Annotated in this window: 24 protein-coding genes; 8 read left to right on the top strand and 16 right to left on the bottom strand. The window is 59.8% G+C overall.

Annotation, left to right across the window (positions count from 1 at the left end; genetic code table 11):
- Positions 1-10: 10 nt before the first annotated feature.
- Entirely contained in the window at positions 11-1,534 is a 1,524-nt protein-coding gene (gene pap, locus K0F88_RS13535; protein WP_219095366.1) for a polyphosphate:AMP phosphotransferase, read from the bottom strand.
- 281 nt (positions 1,535-1,815) lie between these two features.
- On the opposite strand from pap, the gene mnmC reads away from it, so the two are divergent.
- From mnmC to K0F88_RS13560, 5 genes are all read left to right on the top strand, one after another.
- Positions 1,816-3,795: a bifunctional tRNA (5-methylaminomethyl-2-thiouridine)(34)-methyltransferase MnmD/FAD-dependent 5-carboxymethylaminomethyl-2-thiouridine(34) oxidoreductase MnmC gene (gene mnmC, locus K0F88_RS13540; RefSeq protein WP_219095367.1), complete on the top strand. Its 1,980-nt coding sequence runs from the start codon at positions 1,816-1,818 to the stop codon at positions 3,793-3,795.
- 199 nt (positions 3,796-3,994) lie between these two features.
- Positions 3,995-5,767 (top strand): N-acetylglutaminylglutamine amidotransferase, encoded by a 1,773-nt coding sequence (locus tag K0F88_RS13545; protein WP_219095368.1) that lies wholly within the window; start codon positions 3,995-3,997, stop codon positions 5,765-5,767.
- Positions 5,768-5,770: 3 nt separating this feature from the next.
- Entirely contained in the window at positions 5,771-7,519 is a 1,749-nt protein-coding gene (gene ngg, locus K0F88_RS13550) for an N-acetylglutaminylglutamine synthetase (RefSeq protein WP_219095369.1), read from the top strand.
- A 161-nt stretch (positions 7,520-7,680) separates the two neighbouring features.
- Positions 7,681-8,871 carry an osmoprotectant NAGGN system M42 family peptidase gene (locus K0F88_RS13555; protein ID WP_219095370.1) on the top strand — a complete coding sequence of 397 codons (1,191 nt, stop codon included), beginning with the start codon at positions 7,681-7,683 and terminating at the stop codon, positions 8,869-8,871.
- Positions 8,872-9,078: 207 nt separating this feature from the next.
- The gene (locus K0F88_RS13560; protein ID WP_010461751.1) at positions 9,079-9,306 is read left to right on the top strand and encodes a YheU family protein; all 228 of its coding nucleotides are present in this window, start codon (positions 9,079-9,081) and stop codon (positions 9,304-9,306) included.
- 5 nt (positions 9,307-9,311) lie between these two features.
- Here the strand turns inward: K0F88_RS13560 and csrA are convergent, their stop codons facing one another.
- The 3 genes from csrA to K0F88_RS13575 all read right to left on the bottom strand — a co-directional run bounded on the left by csrA (position 9,312) and on the right by K0F88_RS13575 (position 10,854).
- On the bottom strand, positions 9,312-9,497 hold the full coding sequence (csrA, locus tag K0F88_RS13565; protein ID WP_010461752.1) for a carbon storage regulator CsrA: 186 nt from the start codon (positions 9,495-9,497) through the stop codon (positions 9,312-9,314).
- 144 nt (positions 9,498-9,641) lie between these two features.
- Entirely contained in the window at positions 9,642-9,974 is a 333-nt protein-coding gene (locus K0F88_RS13570) for a YnfA family protein (RefSeq protein WP_094468458.1), read from the bottom strand.
- A 64-nt stretch (positions 9,975-10,038) separates the two neighbouring features.
- Positions 10,039-10,854, bottom strand: coding sequence for an SDR family oxidoreductase (locus K0F88_RS13575; RefSeq protein WP_219095371.1), 816 nt, complete (start codon positions 10,852-10,854; stop codon positions 10,039-10,041).
- A gap of 281 nt (positions 10,855-11,135) precedes the next feature.
- Between K0F88_RS13575 and K0F88_RS13580 the strand changes: the two genes are divergently transcribed.
- Positions 11,136-11,294 carry a DUF3309 family protein gene (locus K0F88_RS13580; protein WP_169858239.1) on the top strand — a complete coding sequence of 53 codons (159 nt, stop codon included), beginning with the start codon at positions 11,136-11,138 and terminating at the stop codon, positions 11,292-11,294.
- A 58-nt stretch (positions 11,295-11,352) separates the two neighbouring features.
- On the opposite strand, the gene K0F88_RS13585 is transcribed toward K0F88_RS13580, so the two are convergent.
- From K0F88_RS13585 to K0F88_RS13630, 10 genes are all read right to left on the bottom strand, one after another.
- On the bottom strand, positions 11,353-13,446 hold the full coding sequence (locus K0F88_RS13585) for an LTA synthase family protein (RefSeq protein ID WP_219095372.1): 2,094 nt from the start codon (positions 13,444-13,446) through the stop codon (positions 11,353-11,355).
- 376 nt (positions 13,447-13,822) lie between these two features.
- Positions 13,823-14,428, bottom strand: a complete 606-nt coding sequence (locus K0F88_RS13590; protein ID WP_094468461.1) for an START domain-containing protein — start codon at positions 14,426-14,428, stop codon at positions 13,823-13,825.
- Positions 14,429-14,469: 41 nt separating this feature from the next.
- Positions 14,470-14,724, bottom strand: coding sequence for a YkgJ family cysteine cluster protein (locus K0F88_RS13595; protein ID WP_094468462.1), 255 nt, complete (start codon positions 14,722-14,724; stop codon positions 14,470-14,472).
- A 166-nt stretch (positions 14,725-14,890) separates the two neighbouring features.
- On the bottom strand, positions 14,891-15,382 hold the full coding sequence (locus K0F88_RS13600; RefSeq protein ID WP_094468463.1) for a translation initiation factor 2: 492 nt from the start codon (positions 15,380-15,382) through the stop codon (positions 14,891-14,893).
- Between the two features lie 89 nt (positions 15,383-15,471).
- Positions 15,472-16,911 (bottom strand): PLP-dependent aminotransferase family protein, encoded by a 1,440-nt coding sequence (locus K0F88_RS13605; RefSeq protein ID WP_219095373.1) that lies wholly within the window; start codon positions 16,909-16,911, stop codon positions 15,472-15,474.
- A gap of 201 nt (positions 16,912-17,112) precedes the next feature.
- Positions 17,113-17,925 carry an OmpA family protein gene (locus K0F88_RS13610; protein ID WP_219095374.1) on the bottom strand — a complete coding sequence of 271 codons (813 nt, stop codon included), beginning with the start codon at positions 17,923-17,925 and terminating at the stop codon, positions 17,113-17,115.
- Positions 17,922-18,278, bottom strand: coding sequence for a DUF4398 domain-containing protein (locus K0F88_RS13615; RefSeq protein WP_219095375.1), 357 nt, complete (start codon positions 18,276-18,278; stop codon positions 17,922-17,924). The genes K0F88_RS13610 and K0F88_RS13615 overlap by 4 nt, the downstream gene beginning before the upstream one ends.
- 9 nt (positions 18,279-18,287) lie before the next feature.
- The gene (locus K0F88_RS13620; protein WP_219095376.1) at positions 18,288-19,112 is read right to left on the bottom strand and encodes an ABC transporter substrate-binding protein; all 825 of its coding nucleotides are present in this window, start codon (positions 19,110-19,112) and stop codon (positions 18,288-18,290) included.
- Between the two features lie 79 nt (positions 19,113-19,191).
- Entirely contained in the window at positions 19,192-20,121 is a 930-nt protein-coding gene (locus K0F88_RS13625; RefSeq protein WP_010461774.1) for an electron transfer flavoprotein subunit alpha/FixB family protein, read from the bottom strand.
- On the bottom strand, positions 20,122-20,871 hold the full coding sequence (locus K0F88_RS13630) for an electron transfer flavoprotein subunit beta/FixA family protein (RefSeq protein WP_010461775.1): 750 nt from the start codon (positions 20,869-20,871) through the stop codon (positions 20,122-20,124).
- Between the two features lie 548 nt (positions 20,872-21,419).
- Between K0F88_RS13630 and K0F88_RS13635 the strand changes: the two genes are divergently transcribed.
- Positions 21,420-23,084 (top strand): electron transfer flavoprotein-ubiquinone oxidoreductase, encoded by a 1,665-nt coding sequence (locus K0F88_RS13635; protein ID WP_219095377.1) that lies wholly within the window; start codon positions 21,420-21,422, stop codon positions 23,082-23,084.
- 178 nt (positions 23,085-23,262) lie between these two features.
- On the opposite strand, the gene K0F88_RS13640 is transcribed toward K0F88_RS13635, so the two are convergent.
- Positions 23,263-24,153: an AraC family transcriptional regulator gene (locus K0F88_RS13640; RefSeq protein WP_219095378.1), complete on the bottom strand. Its 891-nt coding sequence runs from the start codon at positions 24,151-24,153 to the stop codon at positions 23,263-23,265.
- 190 nt (positions 24,154-24,343) lie between these two features.
- Between K0F88_RS13640 and K0F88_RS13645 the strand changes: the two genes are divergently transcribed.
- Positions 24,344-25,396 carry an NAD(P)-dependent alcohol dehydrogenase gene (locus K0F88_RS13645; protein ID WP_219095379.1) on the top strand — a complete coding sequence of 351 codons (1,053 nt, stop codon included), beginning with the start codon at positions 24,344-24,346 and terminating at the stop codon, positions 25,394-25,396.
- On the opposite strand, the gene K0F88_RS13650 is transcribed toward K0F88_RS13645, so the two are convergent.
- Positions 25,393-26,196 (bottom strand): IclR family transcriptional regulator, encoded by an 804-nt coding sequence (locus K0F88_RS13650; RefSeq protein ID WP_219095380.1) that lies wholly within the window; start codon positions 26,194-26,196, stop codon positions 25,393-25,395. The genes K0F88_RS13645 and K0F88_RS13650 overlap by 4 nt on opposite strands.
- Positions 26,197-26,250: the final 54 nt, after the last annotated feature.

A 26,250-nucleotide genomic window follows, 5' to 3' on the forward strand; every position in this document is an offset into this window, starting at 1 on the left:
AACCATCGGCTCACGACTGGCGTTTTTTGGCCTTCTTGTCGTGCTTGTCGGACTTCTCGAACGCTTCTTCCAACGCCAGGTTGATCGTGCGCAGGACCTTGACCCGGGCCCAGCGCTTGTCATTGGCCTCCACCAGGGTCCACGGCGAGATTTCGGTGCTGGTGCGGTCAACCATGTCGCCGACGGCCGCGCGGTAGGCGTCCCACTTGTCCCGGTTGCGCCAGTCGTCTTCAGTGATTTTGAAACGCTTGAAGGGGATTTCTTCCCGCGCCTGGAATCGCTCCAGTTGCGTCTCCTTGTCGATGGCCAGCCAGAACTTGACCACGATGACACCCGACTCGGAAATCTGCTCTTCGAAATCATTGATCTCGCTGTAGGCCCGCAGCCAGTCCGCCGGTGGGCAGAAGTTTTCGACGCGCTCCACCAGCACGCGCCCATACCAGGATCGATCGAACACCGTGAACTTGCCCTTGGCCGGCAGGTGCCGCCAGAAACGCCACAAATACGGTTGCGCCCGTTCTTCCTCGGTCGGCGCGGCAATCGGCACGATGCTGTACTGGCGAGGATCGAGCGCCGCGGCCACTCGCCGGATCGCCCCGCCCTTGCCCGCCGCGTCATTGCCTTCGAACACCGCGATCAAGGCATGTTGACGCATGCGCTTGTCACGCATCAGACCCGAGAATCGCGCCTGCTCGGTAATCAGTTGTTCTTCGTAATCGTCCTTTTCCAGGCGTTGACTCAAGTCGAGGCTGTCGAGCAGGTTGAGCTGATCGACATGGATCGGCAGCGGCGCCGCGTTGACCTTGTCGGGATGAACGGTGGGTCGCTTCAAGGCATTCTGCAGGCCGTCGAGCAGGATTTTGCCCACCGCCAGACTTCGATAATGCGCATCCACGCCTTCAATCACATACCAGGGTGCGTAGTCGCGGCTGGTGCGACGCAACACGCGCTCGCCGTACTTCACGAACTTGTCGTAGGTCCGGGACTGTTGCCAGTCCAGCGGACTGATGCGCCAACTGTGCAAGGGGTCGTCGGCAAGGGCCTTGAGGCGCGCTTTCATCTGCTTCTTGGAGAGGTGAAACCAGAATTTGAAAATTAGCGCGCCTTCGTCGCAGAGCATTTTTTCAAAGCGCTCGGACTGGTTGATCGCCTGGTCCAGCACCGCGTCCTTGAACAGCCCATGGACCCGGCCCTGGAGCATCTGGCTGTACCAGTTGCCGAAGAAAATCCCCATGCGCCCCTTGGCCGGAAGCATCCGCCAGTACCGCCAGGCCGGTGGTCGCGCCAGTTCTTCATCAGTCTGTTGATCAAAAGTGCGGACTTCGATCAGTCGCGGGTCCATCCACTCGTTGAGCAACTTGACCGTCTCGCCCTTGCCCGCCCCTTCGATGCCGTTGATCAGGACGATCACCGGAAAGCGCTTTTGCTGTTGAAGTTCGAACTGCGCTTCGAGCAACGCTTCACGCAGTGCCGGTTCTTCAGCTTCGTAGGTTTCTTTGTCGATGGCGTGACCGATTTCAGCAGATTCGAACATGGACGGCTCCCTTTCCTGATTGCGCAAGACTAGCGGATTGAGTTGTTTTGCGTGGAAGAATCCATTTCTTCACCGCAACCACTGTTCCCTGTAGCAGCTGCCGAGGCACGAGGCTGCGTTGGGCTGCGCAGCGGCCCGCGGCCCTCTAGGGCGGTCCTGCGGACACGCAACGCAGCCTCGTGCCTCGGCAGCTGCTACAGGATTTTCTGCGAGTCGGCGGTCGTGCAAGCATCGCCACGTCGATCAGCTAGAATGGCCGCCTTGCCGTTGCCGAGCCTGCCATGAAACCTGTATTGCCTCACGCCCAACTCGACTGGGACGACCAGGGTCGCCCGTATTCACGGGTATTCGACGACGTGTATTTTTCGGACAAGTCAGGCCTTGAAGAAACCCGCTACGTATTCCTCGAACAGAACGGTTTGCGTGAACGCTTCGCCGCGTTGCCGGACGGCGGTCGACTGGTCATTGGCGAAACCGGTTTCGGCACCGGACTTAATTTCCTCTGCGCCTGGCAGTTGTTCGAACAGCACGCCGTGGCCGGTGCGCGACTGCACTTTGTCAGTGTCGAAAAATACCCGCTGAGCCAGCCAGACCTGCAGCGTGCGTTGGCGTTATGGCCGGAGCTCAAGCCGTTTGCCGATCAATTGCTGGCGCAATACGTGGCGATCCATCAAGGCTTCCAGCGAATGGTCCTGGACAACGGTCGTGTGACCCTGACGTTGCTGATCGGCGATGCGCTGGAGCAATTGCCGCAACTGGACGCGCAGATCGATGCGTGGTTTCTCGACGGTTTTGCCCCGGCGAAAAATCCCGATATGTGGACCGCCGAACTGTTTGCCGAACTGGCACGCCTGGCCGCGCCCGGCTCGACCATCAGCACCTTCACCAGCACCGGTTGGGTGCGCCGTCTGTTGAACGCGGCGGGTTTCAAGATGAAGCGCACGCCCGGCATCGGTCACAAATGGGAAATCCTGCGCGGTGTGTTTCTGGGCTGGCCTGCAGAAACCCCCACGCCTGTCGTTGCGAAACCCTGGTTTGCCCGCCCAACGCCGTTGACCGGCGAACGTCACGCCTTGGTGATTGGCGCAGGACTGGCCGGTTGCGCCACCGCCGCCAGCCTGGCGGCACGGGGCTGGCAAGTCAGTTTGCTGGAGCGCCACGATGCGCTGGCACAGGAAGCATCGGGCAATCCACAGGGCGTGTTGTACCTCAAGCTGTCGGCCCATGGCACGGCCTTGTCACAGTTAATTGTCAGTGGTTTCGGTCACACCCGGCGCCTGCTGGAGCATTTGCAACGCAGCGTCGACTGGGACGATTGCGGCGTGCTGCAACTGGCCTTCAACGCCAAGGAAGCCGAACGTCAGGCACAACTGGCGGCGGCGTTTCCCGAGGATTTGCTGCACACACTCGATCAGGAACACGCACAGATACGCGCAGGCATCGCGTTGCAATCGGGCGGCCTGTTTTATCCGGAAGGCGGTTGGGTGCATCCACCCGCCCTGTGCGCATGGCAAGCGGCGCATCCGAAAATCCGGCTCCATACCCATCACGATGTACTGGAACTGCGCCGTGTGCAGGGGCAATGGCAAGCGTGGGAGGGTCACAAACTGCTGGCCAACGCGCCGGTGGTGGTGCTGGCCGGTGCTGCCGAGATCAAGCGTTTCGACTTCAGCAGCGACTTGCCGCTCAAACGGATTCGCGGACAGATCACCCGCCTGCCCCAAACACCTGCAAGCCAGAGCCTGAGCACCGTGGTATGTGCCGAAGGGTATGTCGCACCGGCCCGCCTGGGTGAACACACCCTGGGTGCAAGTTTTGATTTCAACAACGACGACCTGACGCCCACCACAGCAGAGCATGCCGGCAACCTGCAAATGCTCGAGGAAATCTCGGTGGACCTGGTCGCCCGACTCGGCGCAGACGCCTTGCAACCCGAGGCACTTGAAGGTCGCGCAGCGTTCCGCTGCACCAGCCCCGACTACCTGCCGATTGTCGGCCCCTTGTCTGACAGCCAGGCCTTCGCCGACGCCTACATCGCCCTGAGCAAGGATGCCCGGCAAACGCCGGACATCCCTTGCCCATGGCTGGACGGCTTGTACGTCAACAGCGGCCACGGTTCACGAGGGCTGATCACCGCGCCGCTATCAGGCGAGTTGCTGGCCGCCTGGCTCGACAACGAACCGCTGCCATTACCAAGACCCGTGGCCGAGGCGTGTCACCCGAACCGCTTTGCCTTGCGACGACTGATCCGGGGTAAATGAATCCGCCTTCTCACTGTTTAAACTATCCCTGTATTGCCTGTGGCCCGGCGTTTTCTGCAGAAGGCGCCTCCCTGCACATTCCCTCTTATTACTTATCGATCTAAAACTCCCACGATCCCACCGGGTCAGTTTCTGAGTACCTGGCGTTTTGGCCGGGTATCGATTGACCCTCCCCAACGGAAAAACCGGTAAGGACTTTATGTGCGGATTAGCTGGCGAGTTACGCTTTGATCATCAACCTGCGGACCTTGCAGCCGTTGAACGAATCACCCATCACCTGGCCCCTCGCGGCCCTGACGCGTGGGGCTTTCACAGCCAGGGGCCGATTGCCCTGGGCCACCGTCGCCTGAAAATCATGGACCTGTCGGACGGATCGGCGCAGCCGATGGTCGACAACCAACTGGGTTTATCCCTGGCCTTCAATGGCGCGATCTACAACTTCCCGGAGCTGCGCACCGAGCTTGAAAGCCTTGGTTATGCCTTCTATTCCGGCGGTGACACCGAAGTGCTGCTCAAGGGCTATCACGCCTGGGGCGAAGCGCTGCTGCCGAAACTCAATGGCATGTTTGCCTTCGCCATCTGGGAGCGCGACGCCAAGCGCCTGTTTATCGCGCGTGACCGTCTCGGTGTGAAGCCGTTGTACCTGTCGCGCACCGGCCAGCGCCTGCGTTTTGCCTCGGCGCTGCCGGCGCTGCTCAAGGGCGGTGATATCAACCCGATCCTCGATCCGGTGGCGCTCAATCACTACCTGAATTTCCACGCGGTGGTTCCCGCGCCGCGCACCTTGCTGGCCGGTATCGAAAAACTGCCACCCGCGACCTGGATGCGCATCGAAGCAGACGGCACCACCGAACAGAAAACCTGGTGGACCCTGCCCTACGGCCCACACGCCGACGAGATGAACCTGACCCTCGAAGACTGGCGTGACCGTGTACTCGACAGCACCCGCGACGCGGTCGCGATCCGTCAACGTGCGGCCGTGGACGTCGGCGTACTGCTGTCGGGCGGTGTCGATTCGAGCATGCTGGTGGGGCTGTTGCGTGAAGTCGGCGTGGAAAACCTGTCGACCTTTTCCATCGGTTTCCAGGATGCCGGCGGCGAACGAGGTGATGAGTTCCAGTATTCGGACTTGATCGCCAAGCACTACAACACGCAGCACCACCAACTGCGCATCAATGAGAGCGAGATCATCGAGCAATTGCCCGCGGCGTTCCGCGCCATGAGCGAGCCGATGGTCAGCCATGACTGCATCGCCTTCTACCTGCTGTCTCGGGAAGTGGCCAAACATTGCAAAGTGGTACAGAGCGGCCAGGGTGCGGACGAGTTGTTCGCCGGTTATCACTGGTATCCACAAGTCGATGGCGCCGCCGATCCTTACGCAGCTTATCGCGATGCGTTCTTCGACCGCAGCTACGAGGATTACGCCGCCACCGTGCAACCGAAATGGCTGACGGCCAATGACGCTGCCGGTGACTTCGTGAAGGAACATTTCGCACAGCCCGGCGCCGAGGCGGCAGTGGATAAAGCCCTGCGTCTGGACAGCACGATCATGTTGGTGGACGACCCGGTCAAACGCGTCGACAACATGACCATGGCTTGGGGCCTGGAAGCGCGCACACCGTTTCTCGACTATCGCCTGGTGGAATTGTCGGCCCGGGTCCCGGGCAAATTCAAACTGCCGGACGGTGGCAAGCAAGTCCTGAAAGAGGCGGCGCGGCTGGTGATTCCAAGCGAAGTGATTGACCGCAAGAAAGGTTACTTTCCAGTGCCGGGCCTCAAGCATTTGCAGGGCGATACGTTGAACTGGGTGCGCGAACTGCTGCTCGATCCAAGCCAGGATCGCGGCCTGTTCAACCCGGCCATGCTTGACCGCCTGCTGACCGATCCGCAAGGCCAGTTGACCCCGTTGCGCGGCTCCAAGCTGTGGCAATTGGCGGCCCTGAACCTGTGGCTCAGTGAACAAGGAATCTGATCGATGAAACCCCACGCCACGGCTTATAGCCAACGCTTGTTGCGCGGTCAGTCGCCCTCCTATGAACGTTTGCAGGCACGTCTGGCCGAAGACGGCAGTGAACTGGGCGCGGCGCCGATTGCGGTGCATTGCGGCTGGGGCCGGTTGCTGATCGGCCATACCTTTCCAGATGCGGCGAGCCTGGCCCAGGAGCTGCTCAACGAGCAGACCGGTGAGCGCGACATCGCGTTGTACGTTGCCGCCCCCCAGCAAGTGTTGGGGCTGGAACCGGCGCAACTGTTTCTCGACCCCTCCGACACCTTGCGTCTGTGGTTCAGCGATTACCGTCAGTCAACCCGGGTGTTTCGCGGCTTTCGCATTCGCCGGGCCCAAAGCGAGACAGACTGGCAGGCGATCAATCAGCTGTACCAGGCGCGCGGCATGTTGCCGATTGATGCGAATTTGCTGACGCCGCGACATCAGGGCGGCCCGGTGTATTGGCTGGCCGAAGATGAAGACAGCGGCGCGATCATCGGCAGCGTCATGGGCCTCAATCATCACAAGGCGTTCAACGATCCCGAGAACGGCAGCAGCCTGTGGTGCCTGGCGGTCGACCCGCACTGCTCGCGGCCCGGCGTCGGAGAAGTGCTGGTGCGGCATTTGATCGAACACTTCATGAGCCGTGGGCTGAGTTACCTGGATCTCTCGGTGTTGCACGACAACCGGCAGGCGAAAAGTCTTTACGCCAAGCTCGGCTTTCGCAACCTGTCGACCTTCGCCATCAAGCGCAAGAACGGCATCAACCAGCCGCTGTTCCTCGGCCCCGGACCTGAAGCCGAGTTCAACCCGTATGCGCGGATCATTGTCGAGGAAGCCCATCGACGTGGCATCGATGTGCACGTCGATGACGCCGACGCCGGGATGTTCACCCTCAGTCATGGCGGGCGCCGGGTGCGTTGCCGCGAATCCCTGAGCGACCTGACCAGCGCCATCAGCATGACCCTGTGCCAGGACAAAAGCCTGACGCACAACGTGCTCAAGGCCGCCGGTTTGAACCTGCCCTCGCAGCAACTGGCCGGCAACGCCGACGACAACCTGGCGTTTCTCGATGAACACGAGCGGGTGGTGGTCAAGCCTCTGGATGGCGAGCAAGGTCAAGGCGTCGCGGTGGATTTGCGAACCATCGAAGAGGTCCAGCAAGCGATCGAATCCGCCCGGCAGTTCGACAGCCGCGTGCTCCTGGAAAGTTTCCACGAAGGTCTCGATTTGCGGATTGTGGTGATCGGTTTCGAAGTGGTCGCCGCGGCGATTCGCCGGCCCGCCGAGGTGGTGGGCGATGGTCAGCATTCCATCGGCGCACTGATCGAAGCGCAGAGTCGGCGTCGGCAGGCGGCCACCAGCGGTGAAAGCAAAATCCCGCTGGACCATGAGACCGAGCGCACGTTGCAGGCAGCAGGTTATGACTACAACAGTGTTCTGCCGGCCGGTGAGCATTTGTTCGTAAGGCGTACCGCGAATCTTCATACCGGTGGGGTTCTGGAGGATGTCACGGCGATGTTGCATCCGACCCTGGTGGATGCGGCGGTGCGGGCGGCGCGAGCGCTGGATATTCCCATGGTCGGGCTCGACCTGATGGTGCCTGCCGCCGATCAACCGGCCTATGTGTTTATCGAAGCCAACGAACGCGCCGGGCTGGCCAACCATGAACCGCAGCCGACGGCCGAGCGGTTTGTGGATTTGTTGTTTCCGCACAGTCAGCCAGCAGCTTCTTAGTGATGTGTCGCCTGAGCTGACGCTATCGCGAGCAGGCTCACTCCCACATTTGGAATGCATTCCCCTGTGGGAGCGAGCCTGCTAGCGATGGCGCCAGTCCAGGCACCCAATCTTTTCTCCTCATCGAAACCATCGATGGCCTCAACTCATCAGGAGTTTCCATGACCAGCAAAATCCCCGAACCGGATCTCAACTACTTGCAAAAAGTCCTGCTGGAAATGCTCGCCATTCCCAGCCCGACCGGCTTCACCGACACCATCGTGCGGTACGTCGCCGAACGCCTCGAAGAGCTGGGCATTCCCTTTGAAATGACCCGGCGCGGCACCATCCGCGCCACGCTCAAGGGCAAGAAAAACAGCCCGGACCGTGCGGTCTCCGCTCACCTCGACACCATCGGCGCCGCGGTTCGCGCGGTGAAAGACAACGGTCGCCTGACGCTCGCCCCGGTCGGTTGCTGGTCCAGCCGTTTTGCCGAGGGCAGCCGCGTCAGCCTGTTCACCGACAACGGGGTGATTCGCGGCAGCGTGTTACCGCTGATGGCGTCCGGGCACGCGTTCAACACCGCGGTGGATGAAATGCCGATCAGTTGGGATCACGTCGAGTTGCGCCTGGACGCTTACTGCGCCACCCGCGCGGACTGCGATTCCCTGGGGATCAGCGTGGGCGATTTCGTCGCCTTCGACCCGCTGCCAGAGTTCACTGAAAGCGGCCACATCAGCGCCCGTCACCTCGACGACAAGGCCGGCGTTGCAGCGCTGCTGGCGGCGATAAAAGCGATCGTCGACAGCGGTGAGGAGTTGATGATCGATTGTCATCCGCTGTTCACCATCACCGAGGAAACCGGCAGCGGTGCGGCGGCCGCTTTGCCGTGGGACGTCAGCGAATTCGTCGGCATTGATATCGCGCCGGTTGCGCCCGGCCAGCATTCCAGCGAACACGCGGTGAGCGTGGCGATGCAGGATTCCGGCGGGCCTTACGACTATCACCTGTCGCGGCACTTGCTCAGGCTGGCCAGTGAAAACGAGTTACCGGTGCGCCGCGACCTGTTTCGCTATTACTTCAGCGATGCGCATTCGGCGGTCACCGCCGGGCACGACATCCGCACCGCCCTGCTCGCCTTCGGCTGTGATGCCACTCACGGTTACGAGCGCACGCACATCGATAGCCTGGCGGCGCTGAGTCGTCTACTCGGCGCCTACATTCTGAGCCCGCCGGTGTTTGCCAGCGATGCGCAGCCCGCGAAGGGCTCGCTGGACCGGTTCAGTCATCAGATCGAGCACGACACGCAGATGGAAAGCGATACGCGGGTGCCGTCGGTGGACAGTCTGGTGGGACAGCGAACAGATAGCTGACCCACGTAGTGCGTCGCTTGGGCCGTCGCCATCGCGGGCAAGCCCGCTCCCACAGGTTTAGCGTCGATCAGGACATAGTGATCGCCGCAAAACCTGTGGGAGCGTGGCTTGCCCGCGATGGCATCAGATCAGGCAACGTTGAAGGCCAAGGCTAGCCGCAACCGAGCATTCGCCGTAGCATCGCGCCATTGTTTAGCCGAGGTGCCTATGCTGATTCCCTACGACCAACTTGAAGTCGACACCCTGACCCGCCTGATCGAGGACTTCGTGACCCGCGACGGTACGGACAATGGTGACGACACGCCGCTGGAAACCCGCGTATTGCGTGTTCGCCAGGCATTGACCAAGGGCCAGGCGCTGATCGTTTTTGATCCGGACAGCGAGCAATGCCAGTTGATGCTCAAGCACGATGTGCCCAAGCACCTTTTCGACTGAGGGGCTCAACGTCTTTTGGTTTTGGCCAGTTTGACCTGGATGCGATCGTAGACCTCGGCCCGATGCACATTGACGTTTTGTGGCGCTTCGACACCGAAGCGCACGCTGCCTCCGTTGACGGCGATGATGCGCACTGAAATGTTGTCACCGATGGAAATCATCTCGCCCACAACGCGACTGAGTACAAGCATGGCATTCATCCTTCAGGGTTACCGGCCCTTGAAGATGCCCGGCCCGCAGCCGCTCTTCAATGCAGCAACGGCAAATCAGTCCCGCCCTACAGCGCAGGAAGATCCCGCCTTACGGAAACGTCTGACAAATCTTTGAGTGCCGCTTCAGGAAGCAGAGAAACGCGGGCCGAACAGAATCACACTGGCCCCGATCACGCACAGCGCCACGCCCAGCCAGTCCGAGCCAAGGGGACGAATTCGCTCAACCACCGCCAGCCAACCGATCGACGCGACGATGTAAATGCCCCCATAGGCGGCATAGGCCCGACCGGCGTAAGTCGCCTCGACACGGGTCAGCAACAGCGCAAATAACGTCAGGCTGAGCAGCGCTGGTGCCACCCACCAAATGCTCTTACCTTGGCGCAGCCACATCCAGAAGGCGAAGCAGCCGGCAATTTCGAACAGCGCCGCGAGGAAAAACCACAGGTAATTGAGCATTCACGCGTCTCGTAAGGATGACCGGTTGCGGCCACCCTAACGACGGTGTTGCGCACGGGCAAGTTCAGCCTGCGTTTTGTTTGGCCTTGGCGCGCATTTTGTCGGCCATGACGGTCATTTCGTTGTAGAGCAGTTGCGGGTTTTTCTGCTTCAGCGCCCAGGCCATGCGTCCCTGTTCGTGGGGCAGGATCATGAATTCACCGGCGGCGACGTGCTCATAGATGTAATCGGCAATGTCGGTCGCGGTGATTGGCGAACTTTCCAGCAATTTGCCGACCTGGGCTTTCATGGCCGGGGTCGGGCCACGGAAAGAATCCAGCAGGTTGGTCTGGAAGAACGACGGACAAACCACGTGCACGCCCACTTCCTGCTGCGCCAGTTCGACCAGCAGGCTTTCGGACAGGGCCACTACGCCGGCCTTGGCCACGTTGTAGTTGCTCATGGCCGGACCTTGCATCAGGGCGGCCATGGACGCGATGTTGATGATTTTGCCTTTGCTTTTCTCCAGCAACGGCAGGAAGGCCTTGCAGCCCTTGACCACGCCCATCAGGTTGATTGCGATCTGCCAGTCCCAATCTTCCAGGGACAGTTCACTGAAGAACCCGCCCGAAGCCACGCCGGCGTTGTTGACGATGATATCGATGCCGCCAAGCTTCTCTTCGCACGCCTGGGCGAATGCGGTCAGTTGGCTGTAATCGCGCACATCGCAACGCTGGATAAAACCGTCGCCACCTGCGTCGCGAACCAGTTTCAGGGTTTCCTGCAGACCGGGCTCGCTGACATCCGACAAGGCCAGCTGCCAGCCTTCACGCGCCCAGCGCAGCGCGATTTCGCGACCCAGGCCTGAGCCCGCGCCAGTGATCATCATGCGATTTTGCATAGCAAACAGCCTTGTTGTTCCGGGGAAGATGCGCTGAGTGTAGCGAAGGACATTGCGCGACCCACGCTCCATCAGATTGCTGAATGGTCCGAGCAAACCGAGGGAGCGCCGGAGTCAACTAACGCCGCCAAAAACGAAATAAGGCTTTCTTCGAAATACATTAAAAAAACTTGGAATTTTCCGACACAAGCGGCAGTCGGATTTTGTAAGCAGCTCGGGTTTATTGCAGTCCAGCTGACAGTTAAAAGCATAGGTTATTCCAGAACACTTCCAACAAGGAAATAGACATGGGCACAATTCTTATCGTAATTCTGATTCTCCTGCTGGTAGGTGGTTTGCCGGTCTTTCCACACTCCAGAAGTTGGGGTTATGGCCCGTCGGGTATCATCGGCGTGGTGTTGGTGGTGCTGTTGATTCTGCTGTTACTTGGCAAGATATAAAGAATTAACAAGCAAAAAAAGAGGCCCTCGAAGGCCTCTTTTTTATTGCGCCGAAAACTTAGTCCGGCTTGCCGTCAACCACACCGGCGGTGTTGTCGATCAGGCTCTTGGTCGCCGTTTGCAGGAAGGCTTCGAGCTTGAGCTTAAGCTCAGCGGTACGCGGTGCATCCGGAACGATCTCGGCGTGAGGTGTCGCGCCCAGTTCGTACTGATACATCTTCGGCGCCATTTCCTTTTCCTTCGGCAGCACCAGAATCTGATCAGCCGTGATGATGGCGGTGGTCTGCTCGCTACCCGACGGTTTGATCACACCGAAACCGGTGTCGCCTTCAGGCAGGTTGAGCAAATCGCGGCCCCAGCACTGATGACGCACTTCGCCACCAATACGGCCCATGATGGTCGGCACGATGTCGATCTGCGTGCCCACGGTATGGTCACGCTCGCCGAACTTTTCCTGGATGCCCGGTGCAATCAGCAGCAGCGGTACGTTGAAGCGGCCAAGGTCCATTTCGGTGATCTGACGCTCGTTGCCAAAACCATGGTCGCCGACGATTACAAACAGGGTTTCCTTGAAATAAGGCTCCTTGCGGGCCTTTTCAAAGAACTGGCCCAGCGCCCAGTCCGCATAGCGCATGGCGGTCAAATGCTCGTTCAGGCTACCGCGATCGGTCACGCGCTCAACCGGCAATGGGGTCGGCAAGGCGTAAGGCGTGTGGTTGGACAGGGTTTGCAGCAGCGCATAGAACGGCTTGCCGTTTTCCCGCGCCTTGAGCTCTACCAGACCACGGTCGAACATGTCCTGGTCGGACACGCCCCAGGTCGGATCGGAGAACACCGGGTTCACGAAGTCGTTACGACCAATGAAGTTGGTCATGCCCTGGTTGCTGAAGAAACCCGACTGGTTGTCCCAGGCAAAGTCGCCGTTGTAGACGTACACGTCGTCATAGTCACGGGCACTGAGCAATTGCGGCAGGCCGGACAACTTGTGGCTGCCTTCCGGCGTCTGCATCAGGTATTCAAAACCCGGCAGATTCGGGAAGCACGCCATGGTGGCGAACATACCCTGGTGGGTATGGGTGCCGTTGGAGAAGAAGCGGTCGAACATCAGGCCTTCCTTCGACAGTTTGTCGAGGTAGGGCGTGATGTTGCCCGGTGCACCCAAGGCGCCCACCGAGTGACCGGCCATGCTCTCCATCAGGATCACGACGACGTTCTTGATCGGCAGGGTCTTGTCGGCTGGTGGCGTGTAGTCGCGGCGCACGGCTGCGGTTTCGGTATCCACCAGTTTGTCGTCCGCCATCACCAGCATGTCACGCACGACTTTCTGCGCTTCAGGCTGTGGCAGGGTGGCCTTCCAGATGTTGTCGCGATCTTCGGACATCCGGCTCTTGGCCGCCGCAATCAGCGACAGCGTGCCGTTGAGGCCCAACTGGTTGGCGAAGTTCGAGTCGGTGGTGTAGACGTCACCCCAACGCAGCGGCGGGCCCTGACGCAGGGTGCCACGAGCGGCGACCACGCAGACCAGCAGGCAAACCACGAATACGACGCCTCGTGCATACCACGGGGCGACCTGGCGTGTGCCGATGCTGCCGCCGCTGAACGGGCCACGAGGACGGGTCGCCCGGTCGGCCCCCTTGAACGCGAGGGTCAGGATCAGCGTGCCGAAAGCCCAGGCCAGCAGGTAGCGAACCACAGGAAAACCGTACCAGAGCATGCTCATCACGGTTTTCGGGTCTTCCTTCACGTACTGGAAGACCAGGCCGTTGAGGCGCTGGTGGAACTCGCGGTAAAAATCCATCTCCATCAGGCCGAGGAACAGCGCGATGCTCGAGGCGATGGTCAGCCAGAAGCGGAAGAACCCCCGAGCGGCCATGGCCCGGGCGCTGAACAGTGCCAGAATCAGCGGAATGCAGAGGTAGACCACCAGGCGCAGGTCGAAACGCAGACCATTGGCGAACGCCTCGATAAAGGTCGAGGCAGGTGAATCCAGAATCATTTCGCGGTTGTAGACCAGCAGCGCAACACGCAGCAGGCTGAACATGACCATCATGATCAAGGCGCACAGCAGCGTGTAGGCCAGGTGCGATTTGACGGTCGGTTGCAGCAGGCGACTAGAAGCTCGCTGCTGACTCAGGGCGTCCGGGTTTGCCATGTCGTTTTAGGACCCATTGGAAGTTGAAGTATCAAAAATAAAGCGGCGCCCTGCCCTCTGTTGGCCAGTTCTCGGCCCCGGGGCTTGCGCGGTGCGCAAATGTTGCACGATCACCCGCAGCATTGCCATTGATTAGTGCCCGGTATGCTGACGCGGGCGAATTGTCTTGGAGGCTTTGTGAAAATTTCGTGCAACGTATATTTGGAAACAAAATATACCTGTGGGAGCGAGCCTTCTCGCGATAGCGGTGGATCAGTCGACCCTATGTCGGATGAGAAACCGCTATCGCGGGCAGGTTCGCTCCCACATGCATAACTGACTATTGCCAAATAAAAAACGCCCCGAAAGGTCGGGGCGTTCATGAAACAGCGCGCAATTACTTCTCTGCGCGTTCCTTCAGGGCTTTGAGCGTGTTGAACGGCGCATCGACCACGAACTTGTTGGCGACCATCGATGGGATGCTGCCGCCTGGCTCAGTGTGCACCTGGTAGGTCACTTCGATCTGGTCACCCTTGGGGACGAACTTCCAGAAACCGTCGACCTTGGTGACCCGCACGAAACCCTTTTCCTCAGGAATGTACTTCGGCACGCCTTCGAGCTTGCGGGTCAGGCTGCCGTCGGCGCCTTCGGTGGTGGTGATATGCAGCACCGAATCACGCGGCGTCACCGGCCACGGGGTATTGAACTGGGTGTAGGTCCAGCTCTGATCGCCTTCGTGCTTGAGCAGTTTCTGCATTTTGCACTCGTGAATCCAGGCGCAGGCGCCTGCCACGTCTTCCTGCAGCGCGCGCAATTTGGCCAGGGTGGTTTTCATCAGGGTCACGCCCTGGTAGGCCTTGTAATCGGAACCGGCCACTTCACTCAGGGACACCTTGATGCCGTCTTCATTCTTGGCGACTTTCCAGTCTTCGGCCTGTGCGGCGGTGGTGGCCAGCACCACCGTCAAACCACACAGCACAGCCATACGATGCAGCGAACCCATAGTCTTATTCCTTGTTGTTGAAGTTCCGTTCGTAGAACACATCATGCAGCCGTCATTTGCTCCCACCATCCCAGCAACTTGATCGCTTCGTCACTGCTGCTTCCGCAGACTTCGACGTCGGCTTCAAACGCCGAACACACGGCAGGCCGTTGTGGATTGCCGAAAATATTGCACAGGTTATCGACAGACAGTTGTACGCAACGTTCGCCAGCGGCCTTGCCATTGGGCATGCCGGGAATCGGTGAACTGATGGAGGGGGCAATGCAACAGGCGCCACAGCCTTCACGGCATTTCATGACGAAAAGCTCCTCGCGACGGGAGATGTGTTAATGGACGAGGCACAGAGTAACCGCTAAAACAGTTGTTTTAAATTACCTGGACCGGGGTTTTTGCGCTCAAACGAACGTGACTGACCAGTCTCCGACAAAGCGTCTGGGTCGCGGGTCACGAATCAGCGCAGATTTACTGTTTGAACTCGAAATCCAGCGCTGCGCCTTCAACGTCCCGGCGCTCTTCATTGCGCAGTTGCAACTGCATTTCGTTGCTGAGCAGCCGGCCGTTGAGCTGAAATTGACTGTTCTTGTCACCGAACATCTGCGGCAATACGGCGTCGTGTCGTGGCATCGGGACCGTACCGATCGGTTTCAGCTCCTGAACCATGTCTTGAGGTAGGCTCAGATCGAGATTGGCGGAAGGCAACCGGGTTTTCACGACTTCACTTGCCGGTTTCGACTTGGTAGCAATCGGTGGACGCTTTTTCAGCACCGCCGGTTTCTTTTTGGTCGGCGCGGCTTTCTTTTTGACCGCCTCGGCTTTCTTGACGGGCGCTGGTTTTTTCGACGTTGTTGCGCTGGCTGCCGGCGTTTCCTGAGTCGAAGCCGCCATGACGCCTTGGGCATTAACGGTCAAGAGGAGGCAGATCGATAGGCAGGCGGCAGGAAAAATCGGTTTCATGGACCCAACGACGCTAACGGCAGAGGGCCATATGCTCGCCTGTTGTACGCAACATGACAAGCACGCGTAGGAAACGACCGGCGTTCTTGTCAGAAACCGCTGGCCGTCTCCTGGCAAAGCTGCGTGGCCAACATCCCCAACGTCATCAATGCGCGCTCCGCTTCACGATTCCAGGGCGTCCCACAGTTCAGGCGAATGCAGTGATTGAACTGCTCGGTGTTACTGAAAATCAGCCCCGGCGCGATGCTGATGCCCTGCTGCAACGCACGCACATGCAGCTCTTGAGTGTTGACCCGTCCTGGCAGGCTGACCCACAGAATGAAGCCGCCAGTGGGCCGGGTCATCTGCGTGCCTTCCGGGAAGTACTGCTGCACGGCCAACTGGAAGGCGCTGAGGTTCTTGCGGTATTCCTGACGGATGTAGCGCAAGTGACGGTCGTAGCCGCCATTTTCCAGGTACGCGGCGATGCCCATTTGCGTGACGCTGCACGCCGAATGCGTACTGAACGTCTGCAAACGCTGAATCTCTTGCTGATGTTTGCCGGCGATCATCCAGCCAATCCGCACGCCCGGAGACAGGGTCTTGGAGAAGCTCGAGCAATAGATCACTCGATCAAGCCGATCGTAGGCCTTGAGCGATTTGGTCCGGCCTTGTTCGAACATCAATTCGCCGTAGATGTCGTCTTCAACGATCTGGATATCGAAATCGGAGGCCAGTCGCAGCAGTTGTTTCTGCCGCTCTTCGGGCATGGTGCCGCCCAGTGGATTACTCAGACGCGTGGTCAGCACCAGCGCCTTGATCGACCACTGGTTGGCCGCCAACTGCAGGGCTTCGAGGCTCATGCCAGTCGCCGGGTCGCTGGGGATCTCGATGACTTTGAGACCCAGCAGGTCGGCCAATTGCAACAAACCATAATAAGTCGGCGATTCGGCGGCGATCAGGTCGCCCGGCCGGGTCAGCACGCGAAGAGACATCTGCAATGCATCGACACAGCCGTGGGTGATCACCACTTCGGACGGATCGACCACCACGCCGGCATCACGCATGCGGATCGCCACCTGCCGGCGCAACGGTTCAAAACCGGGGCTGAACATGTAGCTGAAGGCACGCGGACTATGGAAACGGGTGACCTTGGCCAATTGCTGGTGCAAGGCGCGGACCGGTAGATAATCGACGCTCGGCACCGCCGCGCCCAAGGGGAAAACGCCCTCGCGGCGGGACTCGACGAGCACTTGCTGGATGATGCTGCTGCGGGTGACCAGACCAGGCCGCTCGACCCGGGCGATGTCCGGCGTGGGCGCCGTCAGGGCCGGCGTCTGGTGCACGTAGTAACCCGACTGCGGCCGGGCGCGGATCAGCCCTTGATCCTCGAGATTGGCGTAAGCCTGCAAAACGGTTGCATGGCTGACGTTGAGCTGCGAGCTCATCTTGCGCACCGAAGGCACGCGCTCCCCCGGTTGATAGACGCCACGGCGGATGTCTTCGGCCAGTTGCTGAGCAATACGTTGGTAGAGCAAGAGATTGGTCATGACGCAGCACTCGATTTCACGGGCATTTTATTCTTGTGCGAAACAATACCGGAACAGTTTAGAAGTGTACTGGGACAGTTGCCACAATAGTCGACCGTACAGTGCAGTGTCAGTAAAAACTGTACTGTTTTGAGAGGCAATTGGCAGGCGCAAAAAAACCCGGCACTGTCGGGCAGGCCGGGTTTTCCAGAAACGCAGCCCTTAGCGGGCGGCGCCGAGCTGGCCTTTTTCGTCGGAGAACACAATTTCGACCCGACGGTTCTGCGCGCGACCACGCTCGGAAGCGTTCACGTCCACCGGGTATTCATCGCCGTAGCCTTCGACTTTGATACGTTTGTCGTCGATACCCAGGTCCATCAGCACATCCGCCACCGACTGCGCACGGTCACGGGACAGTTTGAGGTTGTCCTGCTTACCACCGGTGCTGTCGGTGTAGCCCTCGATGCGGACCACGCGTTTGGGATTGAGCTGAAGGAATTGCACGATCTTCAGCACCACGCGGTTCGCCGAATTCTTCAGCTCTGCTTCGCCGGTGTCGAACAGCACATCGCCCAGGGTCATCACCAGACCACGGTCGGTCTGTGTGGTTGCCAAAGCAACGATCTGTTCTTCGAGCCACTTGCCTTGCTGCTGCACGCTGAGCAATTTTGACTCGCGCAGAGCAAGTTGCAGACGCTGACGTTCCAGTTCGAGCTTTGCAGCGCGCTCTTCGTTGAGCACCTGATTAGTGTGCTCACGGGCGATTTCGCTGTAGCGCTGGCTCAGGTAGGCGTAATGCACCACATCCGAGCCGCTGCCCCAATAACTGGAAAGACGATCAGCACGGGCCAGGGATTCGCCGGCACGAATCACATCCTTGGGCGCGATTCGCAGCACGTTGGAGTCTTCCTTGACCTTCTGGAAGTCAGTCCCGGCCTGCTGCAATGCAGTCTCGCTGTGTTGGCCGGCGCAGCCGTAAAGGCTTGCGCAACCTGCGAGGATCAAGCCGCCGAGTGCTTTGGACTTGAGGCTCATTGGGCATCTCCCAGTTGCTTGCGCAGGCGAGTGATGCGGGTATTGAGCACATTCAGTTGCTCCTCGCTCTTGAGGGTCAGCACCTTGGCTTCGGCCAGACGCGCGTCCAGTTCTGCCTGCTCGGCCCGCATGCGCGCATGCCTGTAGGACTGATCAGTCATGTCGCCCTGGGCACGAGAAAACTTGCCTTCGGCCAGCTTGAGTTCCGGCACGTCGGCGGCGGTAGCGCCTACGGCTTTGGCTTGCTCGAGCGCCTGCTCGGTCAGGCGTATTTGTTCATTCGGCGCCGGATCGGCTGCACAACCCGCCAGAGCCAGAACGGCCAGGGCAGCGAAAAGAGGTCGAATACTCACTAAAAATCCCTACTGTTTTGGGGTACTGGCGGGTTGCTGTTGCTGCGCTGTCCAACGCTCGATATTGCGTTGCAGCACGCTTTCCGTCAGTCCGGACGCGGGCAATTCTGTCATCTTTTTGGCCAGCTGTCCGCGCAACCACGGATCGTTGCACGAGGAGTTATGGGAAACCGCGAGGAACAGGCCGGGTTTGTCGACCGGTTGGGGACGGGCGATCAGGTCGTTGGCCATACTCAGGGTTTGCGCGGCGGCCATGCCCGAGTAGCGTCCCGCGAGGACAAATTCCACCTCGCCCAGCAGCAATTTCTGAAAGGCCTGGGTCAGGTTCGGAGTACGCACGAGGGTCAATTGCTGCTCGGCGAAAATGCCGAATGCCTGGGTCATTCGAGACTTTTCCGACACGGCACCTGGATGGCCGTGAAGGTCTTGCGCCTGGTTGTAGACCAATGCTGAGTCTTTTCGGGTCCAGACCAGATAGTCGTTTTCCAGCAACGGCGGATGGATGTAATCCAGGGTGTCCAGCTCGCTGACTGTCAACGGCGCGTCGGCCAGCATGTCCATGCGTCCGCTGCGCACTTCGTCCAGGGCCTGGGCGCGCTTGCCGGCATAAAGCAGTTCGATCTTGATGCCCAACTCCCCTGCCACGTGTTGCAACAGGTCTGCGCTGGCGCCGATCAGGTGCTTGGGGTTTTGCGGGTCTTGCCACAAGTACGGCGGCGCGTCCGAGCTGCCGGTCACCACCAGGCGTTCGCACTTGCCTGCGGCCACGGCCAGCGCCGGCAGCACCGTCAGCCCCAGCAGTAATGACCAGCCACCCACGCGGCGCAAATCCATGGCGACACTCTCCACTCAAATCCGGAACAAAAAAAAGCCCGACCAAAAGGTCGGGCTCTTTATAAGTCAAGCGACTGGATTAGACCAGCTTCTCAAACTCGGGGATAGCTTCGAACAGGTCTGCCACCAGGCCATAATCGGCCACCTGGAAGATCGGCGCTTCTTCGTCCTTGTTGATCGCAACGATCACTTTGGAGTCTTTCATGCCGGCCAGGTGCTGGATCGCGCCGGAGATACCGACGGCGATGTACAGCTGTGGAGCAACGATCTTGCCGGTCTGACCGACCTGCATGTCGTTGGGTACAAAACCTGCGTCGACCGCGGCGCGGGAAGCACCGACGGCAGCGCCAAGCTTGTCGGCCAGAGCGTACAGGTGTTTGAAGTTGTCGCCGTTCTGCATGCCGCGCCCGCCGGAAACGACGATCTTGGCAGCGGTCAGTTCCGGACGATCGGACTTGGCCAGTTCTTCGCCAACGAAGCTGGAAGTGCCAGCGTCGTGGGCAGCAGCAACGGCTTCAACCGACGCCGAACCACCTTCAGCAGCCACCGGGTCGAAACCGGTAGCACGCACGGTGATCACTTTGACCGCAGCGTTCGATTGAACGGTCGCGATAGCGTTACCGGCGTAGATCGGGCGCTTGAACGTGTCAGCGCTTTCGACCGAGATGATCTCGGAGATCTGGTCAACGTCCAGCTGAGCGGCAACGCGCGGCAGGATGTTTTTGCCGTTGGAAGTGGCGGCAGCCAGGATGTGGCTGTAGCCAGCGCCCAGTTCGGCTACCAGCGGCGCGACGTTTTCCGGTAGTTGGTGAGCGTAGGCAGCGTTGTCGGCGACCAGCACTTTAGCCACGCCAGCGATTTTCGCAGCGGCTTCAGCCACGGCGCCAACGCCCTGGCCGGCAACCAGAACGTGGATGTCACCGCCGATTTTGGCGGCAGCAGCCACGGTGTTCAGCGTGGCCGGGGCCACTACTTTGTTGTCGTGTTCAGCAATAACCAAGATAGTCATTTAGATTACCTTCGCTTCGTTTTTCAGTTTCTCGACCAGTTCAGCCACCGACTTGACCTTGATACCCGCGCTGCGTGCAGCCGGCGCTTCGACTTTCACGGTCTTGTTGGTGGAGGCGGTGGAAACGCCCAAAGCGTCCGGAGTCAGCACTTCGAGAGGCTTCTTCTTGGCTTTCATGATGTTTGGCAGGGACGCGTAGCGCGGCTCGTTCAAACGCAGGTCGGTGGTGACGATGGCCGGCAGTTTCAGGGAAACCGTCTGCGCGCCGCCGTCGATTTCGCGGGTCACGGCAACGGTGTCGCCGGACACTTCGACTTTCGAAGCGAAGGTGCCCTGACCGTAGCCGCTCAACGCAGCGAGCATCTGGCCAGTCTGGTTGTTGTCGCTGTCGATGGCTTGTTTGCCAAGGATCACCAGCTGAGGCTGTTCCTTGTCGACAACAGCCTTGAGCAGCTTGGCAACGGCCAGCGAAGTCAGGTCTTCGGCGGATTCGACGAGGATGGCGCGGTCAGCACCCAGAGCCAGCGCGGTGCGCAGTTGCTCTTGAGCGGTAGTCGGGCCGATGGAGACGACGACGATTTCAGTCGCAACGCCTTTCTCTTTCAGGCGCACGGCTTCTTCCACTGCGATTTCGCAGAACGGGTTCATCGACATCTTGACGTTGGCGAGGTCGACGCCGGAATTGTCCGCCTTGACGCGAACCTTGACGTTGTAATCCACAACGCGTTTGACAGCTACAAGAACCTTCATGGATTCCTCGTTACTCTCCGGTGAAAAGAAAGTCGCCTAGGCGAACCTGGCGGTTTGATGCTCATCGGCGCAAGGGCACCTCTAAAAACGCTGGCAGGTGTATCGAGTGAACCTTGCTCACGAGGCGAATGACCGTTCGTCAGTGGTGACCCACGAGTCATTCATTATCGCGGCGTGTAAACTGCGCGCCAAACCTGTGCAGCAAATCACCCTGTACTGCCATCGCCCTGTCTTTAGAGGTGCTCTTGAACCCAACAGTCAGCCTACGGCGAGCGCAAAACCGACCGTATCTTGACCGGAACGCCTATTCCGGTCAATACGGCAAAATAGCCGTTCATAAGCCGCGTGACTTTGATTTCTCTGGCTTTGAGCCAATTCAAACAAACGTTTGTATTGGACGCTAGGAGTGGTGTAGATATAATGCGCCACCCAGAGAGAAAGGTGGTCTATCGATTGTCCTGTTCTTCGCATCGCGCAGGAATTCATGGATGCGACACCAAACCTCCAATTAGAAAAAAAACTGTTGAGCCTTGAGTAGGAGATAACCTGTGGAACGCGAATACATGGAATTCGACGTGGTCATCGTCGGTGCCGGCCCCGCGGGTCTTTCCGCCGCCTGCCGCTTGAAGCAGAAAGCCGCTGAAGCCGGTAAGGAAATCAGCGTCTGCGTGGTCGAAAAAGGCTCCGAAGTCGGCGCACACATCCTGTCCGGCGCGATCTTCGAACCCCGCGCCCTGAACGAATTGTTCCCGGACTGGAAAGAACTCGGCGCCCCGCTGAACACGCCGGTGACCCGCGATGACATTTTCGTCCTCAAGAACGCCGACAGCGCGCAGAAAATCCCTGACTTCTTTGTGCCCAAGACCATGCACAACGATGGCAACTACATCATCTCCCTGGGCAACCTGTGCCGCTGGCTGGCCCAGCAGGCCGAGAACCTGGGCGTAGAAATCTACCCGGGCTTCGCCGCTCAGGAAGCGCTGTTCGACGAGAACGGCGTGGTTCGCGGGATCATCACCGGTGATCTGGGCGTTGACCGCGAAGGCCATCCGAAAGAAGGCCTGTACACCCCGGGCATGGAACTGCGCGGCAAGTACACGCTGTTCGCCGAAGGTTGCCGTGGCCACATCGGCAAGCAGCTGATCAAGCGCTTCAACCTCGACAGCGAAGCCGACGCCCAGCATTACGGCATCGGTCTGAAAGAAATCTGGGAAGTCGATCCAGCCAAGCATCAGCCAGGCCTGGTGGTCCACACCGCCGGTTGGCCGATGGACATCATGGGCACCGAAAACACCGGCGGCTCGTTCCTCTATCACCTGGAAAACAACCAGGTGGTCGTCGGTCTGATCGTCGATCTTTCCTACAGCAACACCTACCTGTCGCCGTTCGACGAGTTCCAGCGCCTCAAGCATCACCCGGTACTCAAGCAGTACCTGGAAGGCGGCAAGCGCATCAGCTACGGCGCCCGCGCCATCTGCAAAGGCGGCCTGAACTCGCTGCCTAAAATGGTCTTCAAGGGCGGCGCGCTGATCGGTTGCGACCTCGGCACCCTGAACTTCGCCAAGATCAAAGGCAGCCACACTGCGATGAAGTCCGGCATGCTCGCCGCTGAATCCGTGGCCGAGGCGCTGTTTGCCGAGAAGGACGGCACCGAAGAGCTGACCACTTACGTCGACGCGTTCAAGAAGAGTTGGCTCTACGACGAACTGTTCGCCAGCCGCAACTTCGGCCCGGCGATCCACAAATTCGGCGCCATCGTCGGCGGCGGTTTCAACTGGCTCGACCAGAACATCTTCGGCGGCAAACTGCCGTTTACCTTGCACGACAACAAGCCGGACTATGCCTGCCTCAAGCTCGCAGCCGACTGCAAGAAGATCGACTACCCGAAACCGGACGGCAAGATCAGCTTCGACAAACTCAGCTCGGTATTCATCTCGGGTACCAACCACGAAGAAGAACAGCCTTGCCACTTGAAGCTGACCGACCCGAGCATCCCGATCAGCAAGAACTTGCCGCTGTACGATGAGCCTGCCCAGCGTTACTGCCCGGCCGGCGTGTACGAAGTGGTGACCAAGGAAGACGGCGAGAAGCGCTTCCAGATCAACGCCCAGAACTGCGTTCACTGCAAGACCTGCGACATCAAGGACCCTGCACAGAACATTACTTGGGTGGCGCCGGAAGGTGCTGGCGGCCCGACTTACCCGAACATGTAAGCCGAATGCCTGAACATCAAGGCTCCCGGAATGGGGGCCTTTTTGTTGCCCGCAATTCAAGCTACACCCGGATCCCCTGTGGGAGCGAGCGTGCTCGCGATGGCAATTTACAATTCAACACCGATGCAAGCTGATCCACCGCTATCGCGAGCACGCTCCCACAAGGGATTGCGGTGTGTCAGGCCGCGCGCTCATCCCCGGGATTGCGCTCGAAGTAGCGTTTGTACTCGCGGCTGAACTGCGACGTGCTCTGATACCCGACCCGATGCGCCACCTGCGCCACGCCCAAACCCTCGGCGAGCAACAACTGCTGCGCCTTGAGCAAGCGCAGACGCTTCAAATACTGCACCGGCGACAACAACGTGCTGCGCTTGAAATGCTCATGAAAGGTCGACGCGCTCATGTTCGCGCAACTGGCCAGGGTTTCCACATTCAACGGCTCGGTGAAATGCCCGTGCAAATGGTTGAGCGAGGCTGCAATCCGGGCGAACTGCCCCTGCTGTTCGACTAGCGCACGCAACACATCGGCTTGCGGACCGCGCAACGCGACGAACAACAATTCCCGCAACCGCGCCGGCCCCATGATCTGGCATTCCAGCGGATCGTGCAGGCAACGCAACAGCCGTTCCACGCAACCGCGCATCGCATCGTCGAGCACCGCCGACGTCATGGATTCCAGTGTTTGCGCAGGCACCGTGCGCCCCGGCACCAGCCCCATGGCCAACACCAACTCACCGAGCACCACTCGGTCGATGGCGATGGACACCCCGAGCATCGGCCCGCCCGGCGCGGAAAACGTTTCGCACTCAAACGGCACCGGCAAGGCCTGAATCAGATAATGCCCAGCGCCGTACTCCAGCGTCCGAGGCCCCAGATACGCCAGTTTGCTGCCTTGGGCGATGATCACCAGGCTCGGTTCGTAAATCTGCGGACCACGGGCCACATCACAACTGGCCCGTAAAACCTGGACGCCCGGCAACGCCGTAGGGGCGAATCCATCGCGAGTGGTCAGGGGCTCGATCAACGAAACCAGCGTGGCATTCGCATCAAGATGACGGGTTAACAACATGGGAGATCTTCACAAAAAAGTCGCGGAAAAAGGGATGAAAGCATCATCGCAGGTCTGGTCGCCCATTTGATCAAACGAACGCTGATGCCGGAGGAATAGGCATGACACCCGGAGGAATCGCCATGGCCGATACCCGGTACGGCGCCCAAAATGCGCCGCCTCACTTGTCATTGCTTCTGCGAGGTTCACCATGTACACCGCCATCGGATACGCCGCCCAGTCGGCCACCACTCCCCTCGCCCCCGTGAAATTCGAACGCCGTAGCCCAAGGGCCGACGACGTGGCGATCGATATTCTCTACTGCGGCGTCTGCCACTCCGACATCCACCAGGCCCGCAACGAGTGGGGCATTGCCGTTTACCCGTTGATGCCCGGCCACGAGATCGTCGGCAAAGTGACCGCCGTCGGTGCGAATGTTACCCGGCACAAGGTCGGCGATCTGGTCGGCGTCGGTTGCATGGTCGATTCCTGCCGCAGCTGTGAAGCCTGCCAGTCCAACCTCGAGCAATATTGCCTCGAAGGTCCGACCATGACCTACGCCACCCCGGACCGGGTCGATGGCAGCAACACCATGGGCGGCTATTCCGACAGCATCGTGGTCAGCGAACACTTCGTCGTGCGCATCCCGGAAAAACTCGACCCGGCCAGCGCCGCGCCGATCCTCTGTGCCGGCATCACCACTTACTCGCCGCTAAAACACTACGGCGTGAAGGCCGGCGACAAGGTCGGGATTCTCGGCATGGGCGGCCTCGGCCACATGGGCATCAAATTCGCCAAGGCTTTGGGCGCGCAAGTCACGCTGTTCACCCGCTCGGCGAGCAAGGCTGAAGAAGGTCGTCGCCAGGGTGCGGACCATGTGATTGTGTCCACCGATGCCGAGCAGATGAAGGCAGCGGCCGGTCATTTCGACTTCCTGCTGGACACCATTCCGGTGCAGCACGACCTCAATCCCTACCTCGACACCCTGCGTTTCGACGGCGTGCACATTCTGGTCGGGTTGATCGAACCGGTCGATCCACCGGTCCACGCTGGCAAACTGGTGATGAGCCGTCGCGTACTGGCCGGCTCGCTGATCGGTGGCATTGCCGAAACCCAGGAAGTGCTGGATTTCTGCGCCGAGCACAACATCACCTGCGACATCGAAATGCTCGACATCCGCCAGATCAACGAGGCTTACGCCCGCATGATCGCCGGTGACGTGAAATACCGCTTCGTCATCGACATGGCGACGTTGAAGCTCTAAACCTTCGCGCCGAGTTCTGCCGAGAGCCGGGCCGTGACCCCTTTGATCAGGGGAATCAGCTCGGCCATTTTTTCCAGCGGCATGTACGGCACGGTGCTGGCGATGCTGATGGCCGCGACGATGCGTTTGCTGGCATCACGGATCGGCGCCGCCACACAGCGGATCGACGGTTCGTTGTCTTCCAGATCGAAGGCATAACCGCCGGCCACGTACTCGATCATGCGTTGCTGAAACTGCTCCCAGGACTGCTCTGGGTGCAGCGGCCAGAACTGATTTTTCCCACCCGCCGGCAGGCTGACTTCGTACAGCCGCTGCCATTCTTCCTGCGAGTCATCCAGCATCAAGGCTTTGCCGATCCCGGTGCGCGCCAACGGCATGCGATGGCCGACCCGCGAGCGCATTTCCGGGCCATTGCGCCCCGGATTCTTGTGCAGGTACAGCACCTCGTCGCCTTCACGAATCGCCAGGTGAATGGTGTCGCCGGTCAACGCCGACAACTCGTCCAGATACGGCCCTGCCAAGGTCACCAGCGGCAATTCTTCACGCGCCTGAAAACCCAGCTCGATCAGCTTCGGCCCCAGCAAGTAACCAACTTGCGGCACCACGCGCAGATAACGCTCGTCCACCAGGCAACTGGCCAGACGATGGGTGGTGCTGCGCGTCGTGCCGATGAGCCGGGCGATTTCCTTGAGATCGCGGGCGCCACTGGCCACGGCCTGAACCACACCCAGACCACGAAGCAGTGTCTGGGTGCCGGTCGGCGCGGCGTCCTTGGCGATTTTTGGGGCGTCTTCCTGCATATCCAGCCTTTACCGTTGAGCGAGTGAACGGGCGGCATTATGGTCGCCCGATGG

The sequence above is a fragment of the Pseudomonas sp. UMAB-40 genome (genome assembly GCF_900095275.1).
GTDB lineage: Bacteria > Pseudomonadota > Gammaproteobacteria > Pseudomonadales > Pseudomonadaceae > Aquipseudomonas > Aquipseudomonas mandelii_B.